Below are 14,875 nucleotides of genomic sequence, written 5' to 3'. Positions count from 1 at the left end.
GCATGAAGCTGACCACGATCCGCTACATCGGACTGGCCAAGGCTACCGCTCAGGTGACGATGGCGGCCATCGCCTTCAACATGCGCCGATGGGCGGCCATCACGGGATAGGTGCGCCTGCAGCTCGGCCGTACCGGCCGAACCGCCACCTCAAACCCCAAAACTAGGCCTCAATCCCCAAGCGCAAGTGACGACCGGCTGCATTCCCATCCCGCCGTCGCGCACCTCAAACTGCGCAACAGGTCCACAAGGGGAGAAGGGGGAGCGCCGCCCACCTACTGCCTATCTGCAATTTCGCTACTGGCTTGCCACAAACCCCTCGCCCGCGATATCCCGACCAACAACTCCTTCCTTCGTCCCGGTTCTTCATGCTCAAGACCGCCTTTTTCACGCTGCTTTCGCTTGCCATTGCCATCGGCGGCGGCGGCGGCAGCGTCTGGTATGCGCTGCAGGCGCAGAGCGGTGTCGGCGCGATCAGCATCGGCCAATGGACCGCCTTCCCCGAGATCGGCACGCAAGATGCCGACCCCTATTCGAAGGCGCGCGTGGCGCGTGAGGGCGTACTGGCGCTCGGCAAGGCAGAAGGCTTGTCCTTCATCGCCGAACGCGATGCGGCCGGCGATGAGTTTCAGCGGCAATGCGACTACAGGATCGAAGGCAGTTTCCCGACCGCCCGGTTCTGGACGCTTTATGCCGCCGATCAGTCGCTCGGCGTGGTCGACACCGGCAAGCCGCGCCTGGCGGCGCTGCAATCCTACCAGGTGCTGCGCCAGCCCGACAATTCGGTGGTCATTGTCGTCGGCAATCGCCCGGCGCCCGGCAACTGGCTTCTGACCGAAGGCTTTGGCCGGATGTATTTCGTGCTCACCTTCTACGACACGCCGATCGCCTCAAGCACCGGCCTTTCCGACGTGACGCTGCCCCGTATCGTCAAGGCGGGCTGCAATGCGTAGGCTGCTGCACGCCATCCTGCTCGGCCTGCTCGGTGCCGGCATCGTCCACATCGTGGTGCTTTTGCTGGTGCCGGAGTTTACCGAGCGCGACGCCTGGTCGCGGCTGGCGATGGCTTCAGACCTCTACAAGATGACCAGGCTCGACGCCGAGGCTGGCGGCGCGCCGGTGGTCAAGTCGGTCGATCCGCTGTTTTACGCTGCCGCCTGCCGCTTCGACCTTGCCGAAGGCATGGTGCGGATCAAGGCGCCGGGCAGCGTGCCGTTCTGGTCGGTGTCGGTCTATGACCGCAACGGCCACAATTTCTATTCCTTCAACGACCACACCGCGACCGACAGCAAGCTCGACACCGTGGTGCTGACGTCGGCGCAGATGATCGACGTGCGCCGGGAGCTTCCGGAAGACCTGCAAGGGGCGATCTTCGTCGAAGCGCCGATCGAGGAAGGCATCTTCGTCATCCGTGCCTTCGTGCCCGACGACAGCTGGAAGCCGGTTGTGTCGCAGTTCCTGGAGCAGAGCTCCTGCGAGCTGCAGGGCTACTGATTTCAGCCTTGAGAAGCCCTTGTAAGAAGCCGGCTCAGTGGTGCGGAACAGGCATCCGTGGTGTGCCTGGCTTGTCCGGACCGGCCGGCCGCGCCTCGCCCGCCAATGGCGGATGCTCGTAGCGGACGCCTGGGAAGATGATCACCGCCGCCGGCGTGCCGGTGTCCTGAACTGCTCGATTGACTGGTGCCGGTCGCGGCACGAAAGACAGTACCATGCCCATGATTCGCGTATTCCTCTCGGTTGCCCCGGAGCACAACGCAACGCCTCCAAATGTGATTAAGGCAGGCAGAGGGTTAACGGAGCGCTAACGGATCGCCGCTAATTTGATGTTTGTCCCAGGCCTTACGCGAAACCGACACAGTTGCGGTTGAGCATGGTCCGGGTCGTGTCGAGTATCGGGCGTATCTTCCGTGTCAGTTTCGGATTTCAGGCAAATCGCTATACGGACGGAATCGGGAAAAGCCGAAAGGCTGTTTCGCGCCGCCGTGTCGGCGTTCTGCTCGCTGACCCGCCCGTCACGCCGCGAGATCGCCCAGCTCGAGGATCTGACGCTGCCGCTTTTCGAGACTGTGTCGGTCGAATCGCGCCGCTATGTCGCCGCTGCCCTCTCCGAATGCGAATATGCGCCGGCTGCCCTGGTGCGGCGGCTTTGCGAGGAGCCGGTCGATGTCTGCGCGCCCTTGCTGGTCCGTTCCCGCGCCCTGAGCGATATCGACCTGATTGCGCTGATCGGCCGTCACGGCCTGCCGCACGCGCGCGCCATTGCCCGCCGCAAGGATTTGAACCCAACCATCGCGCAGCTGATCAAGGCGCTGGAGAAACCAGCCCTGGTGCGGGTGCGGCAGCCCGAGCCTATCGCCGAAGTGGCGGGCGACAGAGCCGAATCCGCTCCCGCCGCTCCCAGCCCACCCAAACTGCCCGGCAGCGCTGCCGAAAACGCCAGGCGCCGGCTACGCTCGATGATGCTCGCCGAGGGTGAGGCGACATCGGTCAATCCCTTCGTCGGCTCAGCAACCTACGGCAAGCTGCGCGAGACGGCGCTGACCGGCAACGCCGCCTTCTTCCAGACCGCGCTTGCCGATGCGCTCGACATCGACTTTTCGACGGCGCGCGCGCTGACCGAGCAGTCGAGCTACCTCTCGCTGCTTGCCGCCTTGCGGGCGCTCGACCTCAGCGAGGACAGGGCGTTCCTGATCACGGTCGCCGTTTACCCCCGGGAATTCCCGCACCCGCAGGCGATCCGCATCTTCCTCGACCGCTACCGGCTGCTGCACCACGAGGCGGCTCTCGAAAAGCTCCGCGGCTGGAAGGCCGAAACAGTGTCGCGAGTGGTGCGCGGCAACGCACCAGTAGCCGCAAACGCCGACCAGGTGCCGGATGGCGACAAGGCCAGCCTCAAGGCATCTTGACGGAGAGAAGCTCCTCGACGGGAACCGAACCGGCCTCGATCTCGACCACCCAGATATCGGGATCGAATTTTTTCTCCCGCTCCAGCCTGGCGTCGAGCACGCTGGCGTCTTCACCAGAGCCGAGCAGCGTGAAAAACCGGTCATCCGGTTTGGCCGAATCGTAGCTCGTCTGCGGCGCCGGGCCGAACAGGGAGACCTCGCCCAGCCGGCCGCGCGACAGCACGAAGACAGTGCCGGCCTCGGTCGCGCCGCGCTTGACGACGGCCGCAAAGCCGCCGGCGCCGAACACGCGGCGCAACAGGGCCGACACCCAAAGATCGGTGGTTACGCGCATGAGCGAATTCGGGACGGCATCTTGGCTTTCTTATCTGAATTTCGGCCGGGCGAGCAAAGGTACTTGCCAGCGTTCGAAGTAGCAAATCCTAACAAACCTTGTTAGGATTTGCTGGGAATGCTATATTGCAAGGCATGAAAGCTCAACCTATGCGCACGCTTACGGTATCGCTCACGCCTAGGCAGGCAGCCCGCCTGCAAGACGCCGTCGATGGTGGCGGCTATGCCTCGAACAGCGAGATCGTGAGGGAGGCGCTTCGCCTGTGGGAGCAGCGTGAGGAATTGCGTACGCTTGAATTGGAACGTCTCAAACGTGCTTACGACGAGGGCATGGCCAGCGGCGATGGCCAGGATGTGGATCGTGCTGCCTTCCTACGCGCCTTGAAAGCAGAACGCGCCGCACGTGGCTAAATACCGGCTCACCCCTCGAGCCGTACAGGATTTGCAGGACATCTGGCATCATATCGCTGCTGACAACGAGCCTGCAGCCGACAAGCTGATCACGCGCATTTTCGATAGGCTGGAGTTGGCCTGCGAACAGCCGAACATGGGCGCGGCGCGCCCAGAGCTAAGCGGCACGGCGCGAATTCTGGTGGAGGGCCGCTATATTGTCATCTACGAGCCGACCGCCTATGGCGTGTTGGCTGTCGCAATTGTTCATGGGATGCGTGACCCGGAGCGATGGCTCAGCTAGCCACCACCGCTCAGTTGGTCAGGCCGATTTCGCGCATCTTGACGTAGACGACCTCGTCCGGCTCGCCGGTCTGCGGCAGGCCGAACAGCGACTGGAATTCCTTGATCGCGGCCTTGGTGCGGGCGCCGACGACGCCGTCGAGTTGCATGTCGTCATTGCCGAATGCCTTCAACCCGGCCTGGATCTTGACGATGCGGGGATCGGGCGCCTGGGCGGATGCCGGTGCTGAGACCGGAAATGGCGCGGGGGTAGCCTCGGGCGCGGCAGCGGGAGCAGCGGCCATGTCCACCGGCCGTGGCACCGGATGGGGAATACCGGCCGTCGTCTGCTTGGCGCCGAGCTGGTCGAGCAGGACGGCGTCGATCTCGCCGGATGCCGGCAGACCGACCTTCTGCTGGTAGGCCTGGATGGCCTTGTGGGTATTCGGCCCGGAAATGCCGTCGACGGTGCCGGTGTAGAAATCGAGGTCCTTAAGGATGCCTTGCACTTGCTCGACCGTCGGGTCGCTCTTGGCCGGCGCCGGGCCAAGCCGCAGTATGTTGATGGTGGTTTCGGGTTCGTCCGTGCCGGGGTGCGGAAAACCCTCGATGCTGCGGGTGGCGAAGAAGGCACCGGCATGCGGAAACGGCTGGTACCACAGCGCGTTGGCGGAAACGTAGAACAGCGTCACCAAAAAGGCTGTCGAGCCGCCGACCAGGACCGGATTGCGCGAGATCGCTCCGCCGAGCGCAATCGCGCCGGCCTCGAAAGCGCCGCTGCGGCGCTTGACCGCCTTAGGCTGTTTTGCGGAGCGAGCCATTCCTGTCCCCTTTCGCGTCGCCCTTCGTCCTGGTCGCGGGCATCGGCAGCACGCCGTTCCTGTCGGTCGCGCGCTTCTTCGGCCCGTTCACCGGCAGGCTGATCGTGACCGTGGTCCCCTCGCCCGGCATGCTCTCGATCGACATCGTGCCGTCGTGCAAGGCCACCAGGCCCTTGACCAGCGACAGGCCGAGCCCGGTGCCCTCAAAGCGGCGCGTATAGTCGTTCTGGATCTGCATGAACGGCTTGCCGAGATTGGCGAAATCCTCTTCGGCGATACCGATGCCGGTGTCCCTGACCCAGAAATGCAGCCGCGTGCCGATCCGCTTGGCGCCGACGACGACATCGCCGCCATCTGGCGTAAACTTGATCGCATTGGAGACGAGGTTGATCAGGATCTGCTGCACGGCGCGACGGTCGGCATTGATCTCGCCGGCGTCGGGCGCAATCTGCGCCTGGAGGTCGATATTCTTGGCGTTGGCCTGCAACTGCATCATCGACTGGCACATCTCGACCGCCTCGATGAAGCGGAACGGTTCGGGCTCGGTTGCGTAGGCGCCGGCCTCGATCCTCGAGACGTCCAGGATCGAGGTGACGACGGCAAGCAGATGCTGGCCCGAATCCCGAACCAGGCCGACATATTCCTTCTGGCGCGAGTCCTTGAAGCCGCCGAACATCTCGTGCAGCAGCATATCGGAAAAACCGATGATGGCGTTGAGCGGCGTGCGAAGCTCGTGGCTGACCACGGCCAGGAAGCGGCCTTTCGCCACCTCGGCCGACGCTGCCGCCTCATTGGCGGCGGCAAGCTCGTCGCGCAGTTCGGCGATCTCGTCGTTCTCGCGCAGCAGCAGGGTGAAGGTTTCCTGCTGCTCTTCGGCCCGAACCAGTTCGAGCTGGAATGGCCGATAATTGTCGGCCATCGGAGCATTGCCGTCCTGGGGCAGCCTTACCCGAAGATCGAGCCGCCGCGCCAGGGCGCCATCGCGCAGGTCGGCAAGCGCGCTCAGATAAGCAACGCGATCGGACAGATGGATGCGGTCAAACAGGCCGGCGCCGAAAAGCAGTTCCGGCGGCAGCTTCAGGATGGTGCGCGCCTTGGCCGAGGCATCCAGGACCTCACCATGCCGGGCAACATGCAGGACAACGGCGTCGATCATGTCCTCGAGGCGGTCGCTTGGAAGGAGCGCGGGCGCGCGGGCGGCATCGCCAAGGGCTGCAAGCCGGGGAACCAGCGTCAGCCCCCAGGCCATCGGCAGAAGCCAGTGCCACACCGCGACTTGCACCGCGCCGAGCGGGACGACAGTGCCGACAAAGGGCTGCAGCAGCACCGCGGCAAGGGCGGAAATGCCGCCCCAAAGTGCCGCGCGCTTTGAACCAGCGATCCACCAGGCTTCGAATGGCAGCGCCAGAGCCAGCAGCGCAACCGGCGACGCCAGGCCGCCTGCTGCCGCGATGGCGCCGGCAAGGGCAAGACCGCCGGCGGCAAGCGCGACCTGGGCGGCCAGCGCCATCTTGCCCGACGCCGCCACCAGCAAGGCGGCGAACCAGCAAAGACCGAAGGCGGCGAAGATAGTTGCGACAGTGACGGCGGCGCCCATCCCCGAGGTGACCAGTGTCACCGCGGCACCCGCTGCAAAGAACGGAGCGGCAAGCATGATGCCGATGAACCGGCGCTGGCGCAGGCGGTCGTCCCGGCCAACGATGGCCGGATGGACCATGCGTTCGCAACCGGCCGCCAGCGCGCCAGGCAGTTCAAGATATCTGGCCTTTATCAAACTCAACTCAACGCACTCGCACCCGGTCGTGACTGCCCCTGCTTTGCAGGTCGTTTTTGTTTGTTTGAAACTCGCATCGAGCGTTTAAGGAATGAATAAGGCTGACCGGAACAACGACCTCCCTGCGGCAAAAATTGCGGCGCAGGCGCCAGAATGCACCGTCATTTACGGCCATAGTAAACGGAGCGTTATGTGCAAAAGGCGTGCCTGCGGCGGCAAAATCCTGAGCCGCATGCCAGCACCTCTGGATATATCCATTCATAACAATCGCTTAGATGGTTAGTGCAAGGTTAAGAGAATCGCCGGCATTTGAAGCCAATGCATTGCAAAATGCTTCGTTTCGAATTTGCCTAAAATTTGAGGAAAATTTTCGCTGAGCAAGCAAGCCGTCCTTTGCGCCTCATGTGTCATTGTCGCTGAGATAAAAGAGGTCATGGCGCATGGACGCATGATCCGTCATGGACGAGAGGGCAATTCGATGGGCTTTCTGATAAGAATGGCGTTCTGGTTTTCGCTGGTGCTGCTGGCGCTGCCACTGAGCGTCGGCTCCGACGAAGAGGGCCACGAGAGCGTCGGGCCGATCCAGGCACTGTTTGCGGCGCGCGAGGCGGTCGGCGACATCGCCGGCATTTGCGAGCGCAAGCCCGATGTCTGCGAGACCGGCAAGTCGGCGATGCATACGATCACCGCCCGGGCCAAGGAAACCGCCAAGATCGCCGCCGCCATGCTGGACGACAAGGGCACCGAGCCCGAGACGTCGCCCGATACCTCACTGGCCACCGGCAGCGTCGCCGAGGACATCGTGCTGCCGGCGACCGTCAACATCCCTGCCAAGCTGGTGGCGAAGAACTAACATCGTTTCCGCTGTCTCTACAGCGACACCGCAGGCCGGTCGGACCTCTCGGCGCCTGCGGTGCTTTTCTTCTTTTTCCGTGACGCCGCAGCCGCGGATGACTATATCCCAAGCAATGGCTACGACGATCCAGACGATCCGCGACGACTTTTCCCTGCTCGACGAGTGGGAAGACCGCTATCGCTATGTGATCGAGCTCGGCGAAGCGCTGCCGCCATTTCCCGACGCCGAACGCAATGCCGTGAACAAGGTGCCTGGCTGCGTCAGCCAGGTCTGGCTGACCACTGACCAAGCCCCGGGCGCCGATCCCGTCATCACCTTCACTGGCGATTCGGACGCCCATATCGTGCGCGGCCTGGTCGCCATCATGCTGGCGTTGTTTTCGGGACGGTCCGCCAGCCAGATCCTGGAAACCGACGCCGAGGCGACGCTGAAGTCGCTCGGCCTCGACGAACATCTGTCGCCGCAGCGCGCCAACGGTCTGCGCTCGATGGTCAAGCGCATCAAGCGCGACGCGGAGATGGCGCTCAAGCAAACTGCTTGACCCCGGAAACAAAAACGGCGCCTCGAAGGCGCCGTTGATCTTGTCGAACTGGAGTCGGTGTTACCGGCCCTTGCGCTTGCGACCGAGGCCCATCTTCTTGGCCAGCTGCGAACGGGCAGCGGCATAATTGGGGGCAACCATCGGGTAGCTGGCGTCCAGATTCCACTTCTCGCGGTATTCATCGGGCGTCAGACCGTAGTGGGTCATCAAATGACGCTTCAGCGACTTGAACTTCTTGCCGTCTTCAAGGCAGACAATGTAGTCGTCATGGACAGAACGCTTCGGGTTTACAGCAGGCTTCTGCTTGTCGGCAGGAGGCTGTTCGCTTGCTCCGCCCACACGCCCGAGAGCAGCATGGACGTCGGCGATAAGATTCGGCAGTTCGCCGACTGGCACGGGATTGTTGCTGACGTAGGCGGCGACCACATCGGCGGTCAGCTCGATCAGCGCATCGCTATTTCTGGAAGGTGTTTCGACGATATCCATGGTGTTCAGGCCCCAACGAAAGATGTTTCTGTTTGCGCCCTTTTTGAGAGATCGGGCATGGCGCGAATTTCACGCGGGAAGAGCTTCATGGATTCGCGTCCGGGCATCTTAATGAGCCTGCTGACCAAGTAAGTCAATTCGCATCTTGCGCTATATTCAACGATATTCATCGAATAGTCGCTCTTCAGCTTCAATCTTTCGTGCACTCTGTAACTTCGCGATATTTTCTGGTCGGACCAGGACTGGCATGACGTAGGGTCATGCATCACTAAATCAGCAAGGACTCATAAAATGGATTGCGATGCTTAGCCTATGCTTTGCAGGCTCGAATAGCTGAATTGCTGGATTCGTACAAAATCAGAAGTTGCAAGGTGTTTGCGAAACCCGCCGAAGGAAGACCTGCTTAGACCGGATTCAATAGGGAACGAGGTATTTTCCGTAGACCCAGCCAGTAACGAAACCACCATTTTGCGCCGGGTCGTGCCAAACTTGACACCATTGGTAGCGAATTGCCTGTTTCTGTTTCCAGTCCGGCTTGCCGGCGATCTCCAGAAGGTTCAGCCCCCCGGTGCACTTGCCGGTCATCTGCAGGATGGTCCCGTTGGGATAGGCCGCCTGCTTCTGGGATGCGTTGGACGGATATTTGCGAACGTTGAGCGTGTCGCCGAACGGCACGCCAGCCACTTGCCAAGCGGCGAACGCGGTTGCATGAGACTGGCCGGTGAAAGCCAGAACGGTCGAAGCGACGGCGAGAGCCGCAGCGGTGCTGACATAGAAATTCGTCATCCTCTCCTCCTTTACATCTTCTGCGGCTCATCTTCCCGAGCCCGCCGCCACCAATGCCTGCCTGCCCTTGAACCCGCGCTGATCGGCGTGTTCATTTGCCATTCAAGTAACTTCTTCAGTGAGACGCAATGACCAAGACCCCAGCCTTTCCGACCGCTCGCCCGCCGAGCCCTGAGAAACACCCAGTCTTCGACACGCATCACGGCTTCACCCGAACCGACGATTATGCCTGGCTGAGGGCGGATAACTGGCAGGCGATGTTCCGAGATCCTTCCCTGCTCGATAGCCGCATCCGCGCCCATCTCGAAGCCGAGAACGCCTATCAGACAGTGCTGATGGCCGATACCGCACAGCTTCAGAAGCAACTGTTCGGCGAGATGAAGGGGCGCATCAAGGAAGACGATTCGACGGTGCCGATGAAGGATGGCCCCTATGCCTATGGCTCATCCTTCAAGCTTGGCGGCGAACAACCACGCTATTTCCGCATGCCGCGCGATGGCGGCGATGAGCAGATCCTCCTCGACGGCGACGCGGAAGCCGAGGGCAAGCCGTATTTCCGCCTCGGCGGCGTCGACCATTCGGCCGATCACCGCAAGCTCTTGTGGGCGTTCGACGACAAGGGCTCCGAATTCTTCACGCTGCGCGTGCGCGACCTCACCAGCGGCAAGGAATTGCCTGACCAGATAGACGCCACCAGTGGTGGTGGCACCTGGAATGCCGCCGATGACGGTTTCTTCTACACCAGGCTCGACGACAATCATCGCCCGTCCAAGGTGCTGTTTCATGCGCTCGGCGACAGCCCTCAAAATGACCGGCTGATCTATGAGGAAATCGATCCCGGCTTCTTCATGGATGTCGGCGGCACGCGCTCCAATAAATGGATCATGATCGGCATCAACGATCACGAAACCTCGGAATACCGCCTGATGCGCGCCGATGAGCCGTTCGCCGAACCCAAGCTGGTGGCGGTGCGCGAGATCGGCCTGCAATATGATCTGGAAGAAGGCGGCGACATCTTCTTCATCCTCACCAATGCCGACGGCGCCAAGGACTTCAAGATCATGACGGCGCCGGCTGATGACCCGGTGCGCGCCAACTGGGAAGAGTTGGTGGCGCACGAACCGGGCCGGCTGATCCTGTCGGTGGTCGGCTTCAAGGACCATATGGTCAGGCTCGAGCGCAAGGAAGGCCTGCCGCGCATCGTCGTGCGCGACCGCCGCAACGGCGAGGAGCACCTGATCTCGTTCGACGAGGAAGCCTTCTCGCTCGGCCTGTCGGGATCCTATGAGTATGACACCGAGATCATGCGCTTTACCTATTCGTCGATGACGACGCCGGCGCAGGTCTTCGACTACAACATGCGCAGCCGCGAGCGCGTGCTGCTGAAGACCCAGGAAGTGCCGTCCGGCCACGATCCGGACCACTATGTCACGCGCCGGCTGATGGCGCCCGCCGCCGATGGCGAGTTAGTGCCGGTCTCGCTCCTGCATAATCGCGACACGCCGCTCGATGGCTCGGCACCTTGCCTGCTCTACGGCTACGGCTCCTACGGCATCGCCATTCCGGCAGCCTTCAATACCAACTGGTTCTCGCTGGTCGACCGCGGCTTTGTCTTTGCCATCGCCCATGTCCGCGGCGGCAAGGACAAGGGCTATGGCTGGTATGATGACGGCAAGCGGGCGCACAAGATGAACACGTTCACCGATTTCATCGCCGTCGCGCAGCACCTCGTCGCCGAGCGCTACACACAACATGATCGCATCGTCGCGCAAGGCGGCTCGGCCGGCGGCATGCTGATGGGCGCGATCGCCAACATGGCGCCGCACAGTTTCGGCGCCATCGTTGCCGAGGTCCCCTTTGTCGACGTGATGACCACCATGCTCGACGCAAGCTTGCCGCTGACGCCGCCGGAATGGCCGGAATGGGGCAATCCGATCGCATCAGCGGAGGACTATCGGATCATCGCCGCCTACTCGCCCTATGACAATGTCGCGGATCACGACTACCCGCCGATCCTGGCGCTGGCCGGCCTCACCGATCCGCGCGTCACCTATTGGGAACCGGCCAAGTGGGTGGCGCGGCTGCGCGAGCGCAAGAGCGGGACCAATCCGGTGCTGTTCAAGATCAACATGGATTCCGGCCATGCCGGCGCGTCGGGCCGGTTTTCCAGGCTGGAGGAGATCGCTTATACCTATTCCTTTGCGCTGAAGGTGATGGGCAAGGCCGAGATAGCAAAGGAGGCGTCATGATCGATCTATCCACCTTGATGGCCTACGTGGCGGTTGTGCTTGGCTTTGTGTTCATTCCAGGCCCAGCCACACTTTTGACGGTGGCGCGAGCGACGAGTTCCGGGACCCGGGTTGGCATCGCGACGGGCGCCGGCGTCGCGGCTGGCGATGTGTTCCATACCGTCATGGCGATGGTGGGCATTTCGGCGATCATCGCCACGTCGGCAACGCTGTTCAGCATCGTAAAATACATTGGCGCGGCGTATCTGGTTTACCTCGGCATTCGCGCGATCATCGAGAGAACACCGGCCAACCCTACTGCCGGCGTGCTTGCGATCTCCGCCGGCAAGGCGTTTCGACAGGCTGTCCTGACCGAAGTGCTCAATCCAAAGACCGCGCTTTTCTTCCTCGCCTTCCTGCCCCAGTTCGTGCGGCCTGAAAACGGATCGGTAATGCTCCAGCTGATGACGTTGGGCATAGTCTTTGTTCTGCTCGGCCTTTTCAGCACAGTCGTCTTTGCCGTAAGCGCGGGCCGGCTCGGTACGTTCCTGCGCCGCAATCCATCAGTGGTGAAATGGCAAGGCAAGGTGGTCGGCGGTATCTACTGCGCGTTGGGCGTTCGTCTGGCCTTGCAGCAGCGCTGATGTCGGAGCGAAAGGCGCGCCTCGTCGAGGCGTGCCGATCATCACGTTTTGAATTCCGCGCTGCTCATTTTCACTCGCAATTGTAATGGCTGCGCGCTACCCAATGCGCGCCACCTTCCAGACAATGACATACGCAAAGGGGCCACTATGTTGCTCGTCGACACCTATCTCGAGAAATCGCCGATCCAGGGCATCGGTGTTTTCGCCAAGACCCACATTGCCAAGGGCACGCTGGTCTGGAAACTCGACCCGCGCTTCGACCGGCTGATCGACGTTGAAACCTATGAGGGCGAGAGCGGGCCGGTGAAGAGCTACCTCGACCGCTATTCCTATCCCGACCGCCGCGATCCGAACTACATCGTCTTCGAAGCCGACGATGCCCGCTACATGAACCATGACGACGAACCGAATTGCGATGTTTCCTCGCCCGAGGAGACCTATGCCTTGCGCGACATCGCGCCCGGCGAGGAACTGACCTGCAATTACAGTCACTTCTTCGAAACGGGCTTCGACTTCCTCGGTGACCGCCACCTTTAGTCGGGATCACTTAGCCGGCTTGCTTCGCGCCGGATAGCCATTGGGATGCGGCGGCACTGCCTTGAGATAGGCGGCTATTGCCGTGCGATCTTCCGGCGTCAGCTGGGCCATGTTGCGCTGGACGTCGACCATGGCGCCGCCGACCGAATCGAAATCGGGCGTAAAACCGGTTTCGAGATAATTGGCGACGTCGGCTTCCGACCAGTCGCCGATGCCGCCCTCGCCCGAGGTGATGTTCGGCACGATGCCGCTGCCTTCGGCAGCGGTGGCACCCGCCAGCCACTGGCTTTTCCTGGTGCCGCCGCTGAGGTCGCGCGGCGTGTGGCATTCGCCGCAATGGCCGGGTCCCTCGACCAGATAGCGGCCGGCCAGAACCGGGTCAGGCGTGCCGTCGGCCAAGGCGATCACCGGCTGGTTGCTGAGATAGAGCCGCTTCCACAAGCCGAGACCGCGGCGGATGTTGAAGGGGAAGCTCAAGGAATTGTCCGGCGCCTTGCCGGCGACCGCCGGCAGCGTCTTCAGGAACGCATAGAGATCGGCAATGTCAGCGGGCTTCATGCGGGCGTAGGACGCGTAGGGAAAGGCCGGATAGAAATGCTCGCCGGAAGGCGACACGCCTTTCAGCATGGCATTGGCGAGATCCTCGACCGTCCAGGCGCCGATGCCGTCCTTGGGATCCTGCGAGATGTTGGGTGGGACGAAGGTGCCGAACGGCGTCTTGAGTTCAAGGCCACCGACGAGTTGGAGACGGGCCTCGCCTTGCGAGCCCGGCTTGGCGTGACAGGAGGTGCAGCCGCCGGCATAGAAAATGCGTTTGCCCCTGGCGGCGTCGCCGGAGCCAAGCTGTGCCAGGGTATCAGTGTCGAGTTTCACTGGCGCCGACAACAACCAGCCGGCGCCGGCGCCGGCGACGCCCAGGACAAGGGCGGCGCCGACGAGTTTTTTCAACAGGGCCATTGCCCGGGATCAGCCCTTCTTCACCCGATAGGTCTGGTGGCAGGTGCCGCAATCGCTGCCGAGGGTACCGATCTGCGCCTTGAGCGCATCGACATCGGCAGGTGCGGCGGCGACAGCGGCCTTGACGTCGGCGACGTATTTCTCGTTCGTGGTCTTGAAGCCCGCCATGTCTTGCCAGATTTTCGGCGAAGCGGTGGTGTCACCGCTGTCGCTGCCGGCCGGGAACAGCGCATCGACATCGACCTTCTCGGCATTGACCTGCAGCGCCTGCAGCGCCGTCAACACGGCGGCGGCATCGAAGTCTGCTTCCCCCTTGGCGATTTTCGACAGGCCGCCGACGAGTTTTCCGCGCTCCTTCATCAATCCCTGTCGGTCGAGGATCGGGTCGGCAAAAGCGGCCGAGGCGGCCAGGCTGAGCATAGAGATGGCGATGACAAGCTTTCTCATTCAATTGGCTCCAGGATGATGAGGGGTCGCGACCTGACGTTAACGGATGGCGGGCTGAGATTATTCCCTGCTCGCCGCACGGAAACTGCCGCTTTGCAGTGTGCCTCCGTTTCGATCTGAAAAAAGAAAAGCCCCGGGGATGCCGGGGCTTTCTGGATCGATCAGGCTTTCGCTTTTTCGTACATTTCGAGGACGTGGTCCCAGTTGATCAGGCTGTCGACGAAGGCCTCGAGATATTTCGGCCGCGCGTTGCGGTAGTCGATGTAATAGGAGTGCTCCCAGACATCGACGCCGAGGATCGGCGAGGCGCCATGGACCAGAGGGTTCTCGCCATTCGGCGTCTTGGAGATCGCCAGCTTGCCGTCCTTGACCGAGACCCAGGCCCAGCCCGAGCCGAACTGCGTGGTGCCGGCGGCGATGAAGTCGGCCTTGAACTTGTCGTAGCCGCCGAGGTCGGCATCGACCGCCTTCTGCAGGGCGCCGGGAAGCTTGTTGCCGCCGCCGCCCTTCTTCATCCACTTCCAGAAATGAATGTGGTTGTAGTGCTGGGCGGCGTTGTTGAAGAGGCCGGCATTCTTGCCGAACGACTGCTTGACCACCTCTTCGACCGACAGATCGCCAAGACCGGCTTCAGCGGCCAGCTTGTTGCCGTTGTCGACATAGGCCTTGTGGTGCTTGTCGTGGTGATACTCCAGCGTCTCTTTCGACATGTAGGGCTGCAGGGCCTCGTAGTCATAGGGCAAGGCGGGCAATTCAAAAGCCATCGGTCATACTCCTCATGGAAAAATCCGGTGCGATACCGGATTAAGATAGGGCTGGATTGTTCTGGAACAACTCCGGAATGAAGCGCCGGTTCCTTTCTAAGCGGGTTCCGGAAAAGTGTCACAC

The 14,875-nt window shown here is 62.1% G+C and carries 19 protein-coding genes and 1 pseudogene; 11 read left to right on the top strand and 9 right to left on the bottom strand.

The features are described from left to right. The 3 genes and pseudogenes from AC1D1N_RS31575 to AC1D1N_RS31565 form a co-directional block, all read left to right on the top strand. Positions 1-110: pseudogene (locus AC1D1N_RS31575) on the top strand (IS5/IS1182 family transposase); the annotation flags it as partial. A gap of 257 nt (positions 111-367) precedes the next feature. Continuing rightward, positions 368-952 carry a DUF1214 domain-containing protein gene (locus tag AC1D1N_RS31570; protein WP_477353229.1) on the top strand — a complete coding sequence of 195 codons (585 nt, stop codon included), beginning with the start codon at positions 368-370 and terminating at the stop codon, positions 950-952. Next, a complete protein-coding gene (locus AC1D1N_RS31565) occupies positions 945-1,493 on the top strand; it encodes a DUF1254 domain-containing protein (RefSeq protein ID WP_477353227.1) in 549 nt (182 codons plus the stop codon). Before AC1D1N_RS31570 ends, AC1D1N_RS31565 begins: the two co-directional genes overlap by 8 nt. A gap of 34 nt (positions 1,494-1,527) precedes the next feature. On the opposite strand, the gene AC1D1N_RS31560 is transcribed toward AC1D1N_RS31565, so the two are convergent. Further along, positions 1,528-1,716, bottom strand: a complete 189-nt coding sequence (locus tag AC1D1N_RS31560; protein WP_477353226.1) for a hypothetical protein — start codon at positions 1,714-1,716, stop codon at positions 1,528-1,530. Between the two features lie 190 nt (positions 1,717-1,906). Here AC1D1N_RS31560 and AC1D1N_RS31555 point away from each other — a divergent pair, with 190 nt between their 5' ends. Beyond that, complete coding sequence (locus AC1D1N_RS31555) at positions 1,907-2,905, top strand: hypothetical protein (protein WP_477353224.1); 999 nt, start codon at positions 1,907-1,909, stop codon at positions 2,903-2,905. Here the strand turns inward: AC1D1N_RS31555 and AC1D1N_RS31550 are convergent. Then, complete coding sequence (locus AC1D1N_RS31550; RefSeq protein ID WP_112564144.1) at positions 2,892-3,239, bottom strand: DUF1491 family protein; 348 nt, start codon at positions 3,237-3,239, stop codon at positions 2,892-2,894. The two genes, AC1D1N_RS31555 and AC1D1N_RS31550, sit on opposite strands and share 14 nt — an antisense overlap. Positions 3,240-3,388: 149 nt before the next feature. Between AC1D1N_RS31550 and AC1D1N_RS31545 the strand changes: the two genes are divergently transcribed. Together AC1D1N_RS31545 and AC1D1N_RS31540 are read left to right on the top strand one after the other, a co-directional pair. Further along, positions 3,389-3,649 carry a ribbon-helix-helix domain-containing protein gene (locus tag AC1D1N_RS31545; protein WP_477353222.1) on the top strand — a complete coding sequence of 87 codons (261 nt, stop codon included), beginning with the start codon at positions 3,389-3,391 and terminating at the stop codon, positions 3,647-3,649. Beyond that, positions 3,642-3,932 (top strand): type II toxin-antitoxin system RelE/ParE family toxin, encoded by a 291-nt coding sequence (locus tag AC1D1N_RS31540; RefSeq protein ID WP_436258997.1) that lies wholly within the window; start codon positions 3,642-3,644, stop codon positions 3,930-3,932. The genes AC1D1N_RS31545 and AC1D1N_RS31540 overlap by 8 nt, the downstream gene beginning before the upstream one ends. A gap of 10 nt (positions 3,933-3,942) precedes the next feature. Here the strand turns inward: AC1D1N_RS31540 and AC1D1N_RS31535 are convergent, their stop codons facing one another. Both AC1D1N_RS31535 and AC1D1N_RS31530 read right to left on the bottom strand, forming a co-directional pair. Further along, positions 3,943-4,731, bottom strand: coding sequence for a peptidoglycan-binding domain-containing protein (locus AC1D1N_RS31535; protein WP_477353220.1), 789 nt, complete (start codon positions 4,729-4,731; stop codon positions 3,943-3,945). Beyond that, positions 4,706-6,448 (bottom strand): PAS domain-containing sensor histidine kinase, encoded by a 1,743-nt coding sequence (locus AC1D1N_RS31530; RefSeq protein ID WP_477353232.1) that lies wholly within the window; start codon positions 6,446-6,448, stop codon positions 4,706-4,708. The genes AC1D1N_RS31535 and AC1D1N_RS31530 overlap by 26 nt, the downstream gene beginning before the upstream one ends. A gap of 535 nt (positions 6,449-6,983) precedes the next feature. Between AC1D1N_RS31530 and AC1D1N_RS31525 the strand changes: the two genes are divergently transcribed. Then, on the top strand, positions 6,984-7,358 hold the full coding sequence (locus AC1D1N_RS31525; protein WP_142866640.1) for a DUF5330 domain-containing protein: 375 nt from the start codon (positions 6,984-6,986) through the stop codon (positions 7,356-7,358). A 115-nt stretch (positions 7,359-7,473) separates the two neighbouring features. Next, positions 7,474-7,902 carry a SufE family protein gene (locus tag AC1D1N_RS31520; RefSeq protein ID WP_436261933.1) on the top strand — a complete coding sequence of 143 codons (429 nt, stop codon included), beginning with the start codon at positions 7,474-7,476 and terminating at the stop codon, positions 7,900-7,902. A gap of 60 nt (positions 7,903-7,962) precedes the next feature. On the opposite strand, the gene AC1D1N_RS31515 is transcribed toward AC1D1N_RS31520, so the two are convergent. Both AC1D1N_RS31515 and AC1D1N_RS31510 read right to left on the bottom strand, forming a co-directional pair. Beyond that, a complete protein-coding gene (locus tag AC1D1N_RS31515; RefSeq protein ID WP_023673680.1) occupies positions 7,963-8,388 on the bottom strand; it encodes a Ros/MucR family transcriptional regulator in 426 nt (141 codons plus the stop codon). Between the two features lie 414 nt (positions 8,389-8,802). After that, positions 8,803-9,174 carry an SH3 domain-containing protein gene (locus tag AC1D1N_RS31510; RefSeq protein ID WP_436258996.1) on the bottom strand — a complete coding sequence of 124 codons (372 nt, stop codon included), beginning with the start codon at positions 9,172-9,174 and terminating at the stop codon, positions 8,803-8,805. 128 nt (positions 9,175-9,302) lie between these two features. Here AC1D1N_RS31510 and AC1D1N_RS31505 point away from each other — a divergent pair, with 128 nt between their 5' ends. From AC1D1N_RS31505 to AC1D1N_RS31495, 3 genes are all read left to right on the top strand, one after another. Then, complete coding sequence (locus AC1D1N_RS31505) at positions 9,303-11,423, top strand: S9 family peptidase (protein WP_477353217.1); 2,121 nt, start codon at positions 9,303-9,305, stop codon at positions 11,421-11,423. After that, complete coding sequence (locus tag AC1D1N_RS31500; RefSeq protein ID WP_436258994.1) at positions 11,420-12,046, top strand: LysE family translocator; 627 nt, start codon at positions 11,420-11,422, stop codon at positions 12,044-12,046. Before AC1D1N_RS31505 ends, AC1D1N_RS31500 begins: the two co-directional genes overlap by 4 nt. 147 nt (positions 12,047-12,193) lie before the next feature. Then, on the top strand, positions 12,194-12,583 hold the full coding sequence (locus AC1D1N_RS31495; RefSeq protein ID WP_112564128.1) for an SET domain-containing protein: 390 nt from the start codon (positions 12,194-12,196) through the stop codon (positions 12,581-12,583). A gap of 6 nt (positions 12,584-12,589) precedes the next feature. On the opposite strand, the gene AC1D1N_RS31490 is transcribed toward AC1D1N_RS31495, so the two are convergent. The 3 genes from AC1D1N_RS31490 to AC1D1N_RS31480 form a co-directional block, all read right to left on the bottom strand. Then, a complete protein-coding gene (locus tag AC1D1N_RS31490; protein ID WP_477353215.1) occupies positions 12,590-13,540 on the bottom strand; it encodes a cytochrome c in 951 nt (316 codons plus the stop codon). A gap of 9 nt (positions 13,541-13,549) precedes the next feature. Continuing rightward, positions 13,550-13,987: a c-type cytochrome gene (locus tag AC1D1N_RS31485; protein ID WP_352584840.1), complete on the bottom strand. Its 438-nt coding sequence runs from the start codon at positions 13,985-13,987 to the stop codon at positions 13,550-13,552. A 161-nt stretch (positions 13,988-14,148) separates the two neighbouring features. After that, positions 14,149-14,751, bottom strand: coding sequence for a superoxide dismutase (locus tag AC1D1N_RS31480; RefSeq protein ID WP_142866647.1), 603 nt, complete (start codon positions 14,749-14,751; stop codon positions 14,149-14,151). Positions 14,752-14,875 lie beyond the last annotated feature (124 nt).

This window comes from Mesorhizobium sp. P2_B5, assembly GCF_056404775.1.
This window is presented reverse-complemented; position numbering and strand designations above follow the sequence as displayed.

What these genes read in the sequence shown, in the direction of transcription:
- AC1D1N_RS31570 (WP_477353229.1), top strand. Translation starts at nt 368, where the DNA reads ATGCTCAAGACCGCCTTTTTCACGCTGCTTTCGCTTGCCATTGCCATC.
- AC1D1N_RS31565 (WP_477353227.1), top strand. Translation starts at nt 945, where the DNA reads ATGCGTAGGCTGCTGCACGCCATCCTGCTCGGCCTGCTCGGTGCCGGC.
- AC1D1N_RS31560 (WP_477353226.1), bottom strand. Translation starts at nt 1,716, where the DNA reads ATGGGCATGGTACTGTCTTTCGTGCCGCGACCGGCACCAGTCAATCGA.
- AC1D1N_RS31550 (WP_112564144.1), bottom strand. Translation starts at nt 3,239, where the DNA reads ATGCGCGTAACCACCGATCTTTGGGTGTCGGCCCTGTTGCGCCGCGTG.
- AC1D1N_RS31545 (WP_477353222.1), top strand. Translation starts at nt 3,389, where the DNA reads ATGCGCACGCTTACGGTATCGCTCACGCCTAGGCAGGCAGCCCGCCTG.
- AC1D1N_RS31535 (WP_477353220.1), bottom strand. Translation starts at nt 4,731, where the DNA reads ATGGCTCGCTCCGCAAAACAGCCTAAGGCGGTCAAGCGCCGCAGCGGC.
- AC1D1N_RS31530 (WP_477353232.1), bottom strand. Translation starts at nt 6,448, where the DNA reads ATGGTCCATCCGGCCATCGTTGGCCGGGACGACCGCCTGCGCCAGCGC.
- AC1D1N_RS31525 (WP_142866640.1), top strand. Translation starts at nt 6,984, where the DNA reads ATGGGCTTTCTGATAAGAATGGCGTTCTGGTTTTCGCTGGTGCTGCTG.
- AC1D1N_RS31520 (WP_436261933.1), top strand. Translation starts at nt 7,474, where the DNA reads ATGGCTACGACGATCCAGACGATCCGCGACGACTTTTCCCTGCTCGAC.
- AC1D1N_RS31515 (WP_023673680.1), bottom strand. Translation starts at nt 8,388, where the DNA reads ATGGATATCGTCGAAACACCTTCCAGAAATAGCGATGCGCTGATCGAG.
- AC1D1N_RS31510 (WP_436258996.1), bottom strand. Translation starts at nt 9,174, where the DNA reads ATGACGAATTTCTATGTCAGCACCGCTGCGGCTCTCGCCGTCGCTTCG.
- AC1D1N_RS31505 (WP_477353217.1), top strand. Translation starts at nt 9,303, where the DNA reads ATGACCAAGACCCCAGCCTTTCCGACCGCTCGCCCGCCGAGCCCTGAG.
- AC1D1N_RS31500 (WP_436258994.1), top strand. Translation starts at nt 11,420, where the DNA reads ATGATCGATCTATCCACCTTGATGGCCTACGTGGCGGTTGTGCTTGGC.
- AC1D1N_RS31495 (WP_112564128.1), top strand. Translation starts at nt 12,194, where the DNA reads ATGTTGCTCGTCGACACCTATCTCGAGAAATCGCCGATCCAGGGCATC.
- AC1D1N_RS31490 (WP_477353215.1), bottom strand. Translation starts at nt 13,540, where the DNA reads ATGGCCCTGTTGAAAAAACTCGTCGGCGCCGCCCTTGTCCTGGGCGTC.
- AC1D1N_RS31485 (WP_352584840.1), bottom strand. Translation starts at nt 13,987, where the DNA reads ATGAGAAAGCTTGTCATCGCCATCTCTATGCTCAGCCTGGCCGCCTCG.
- AC1D1N_RS31480 (WP_142866647.1), bottom strand. Translation starts at nt 14,751, where the DNA reads ATGGCTTTTGAATTGCCCGCCTTGCCCTATGACTACGAGGCCCTGCAG.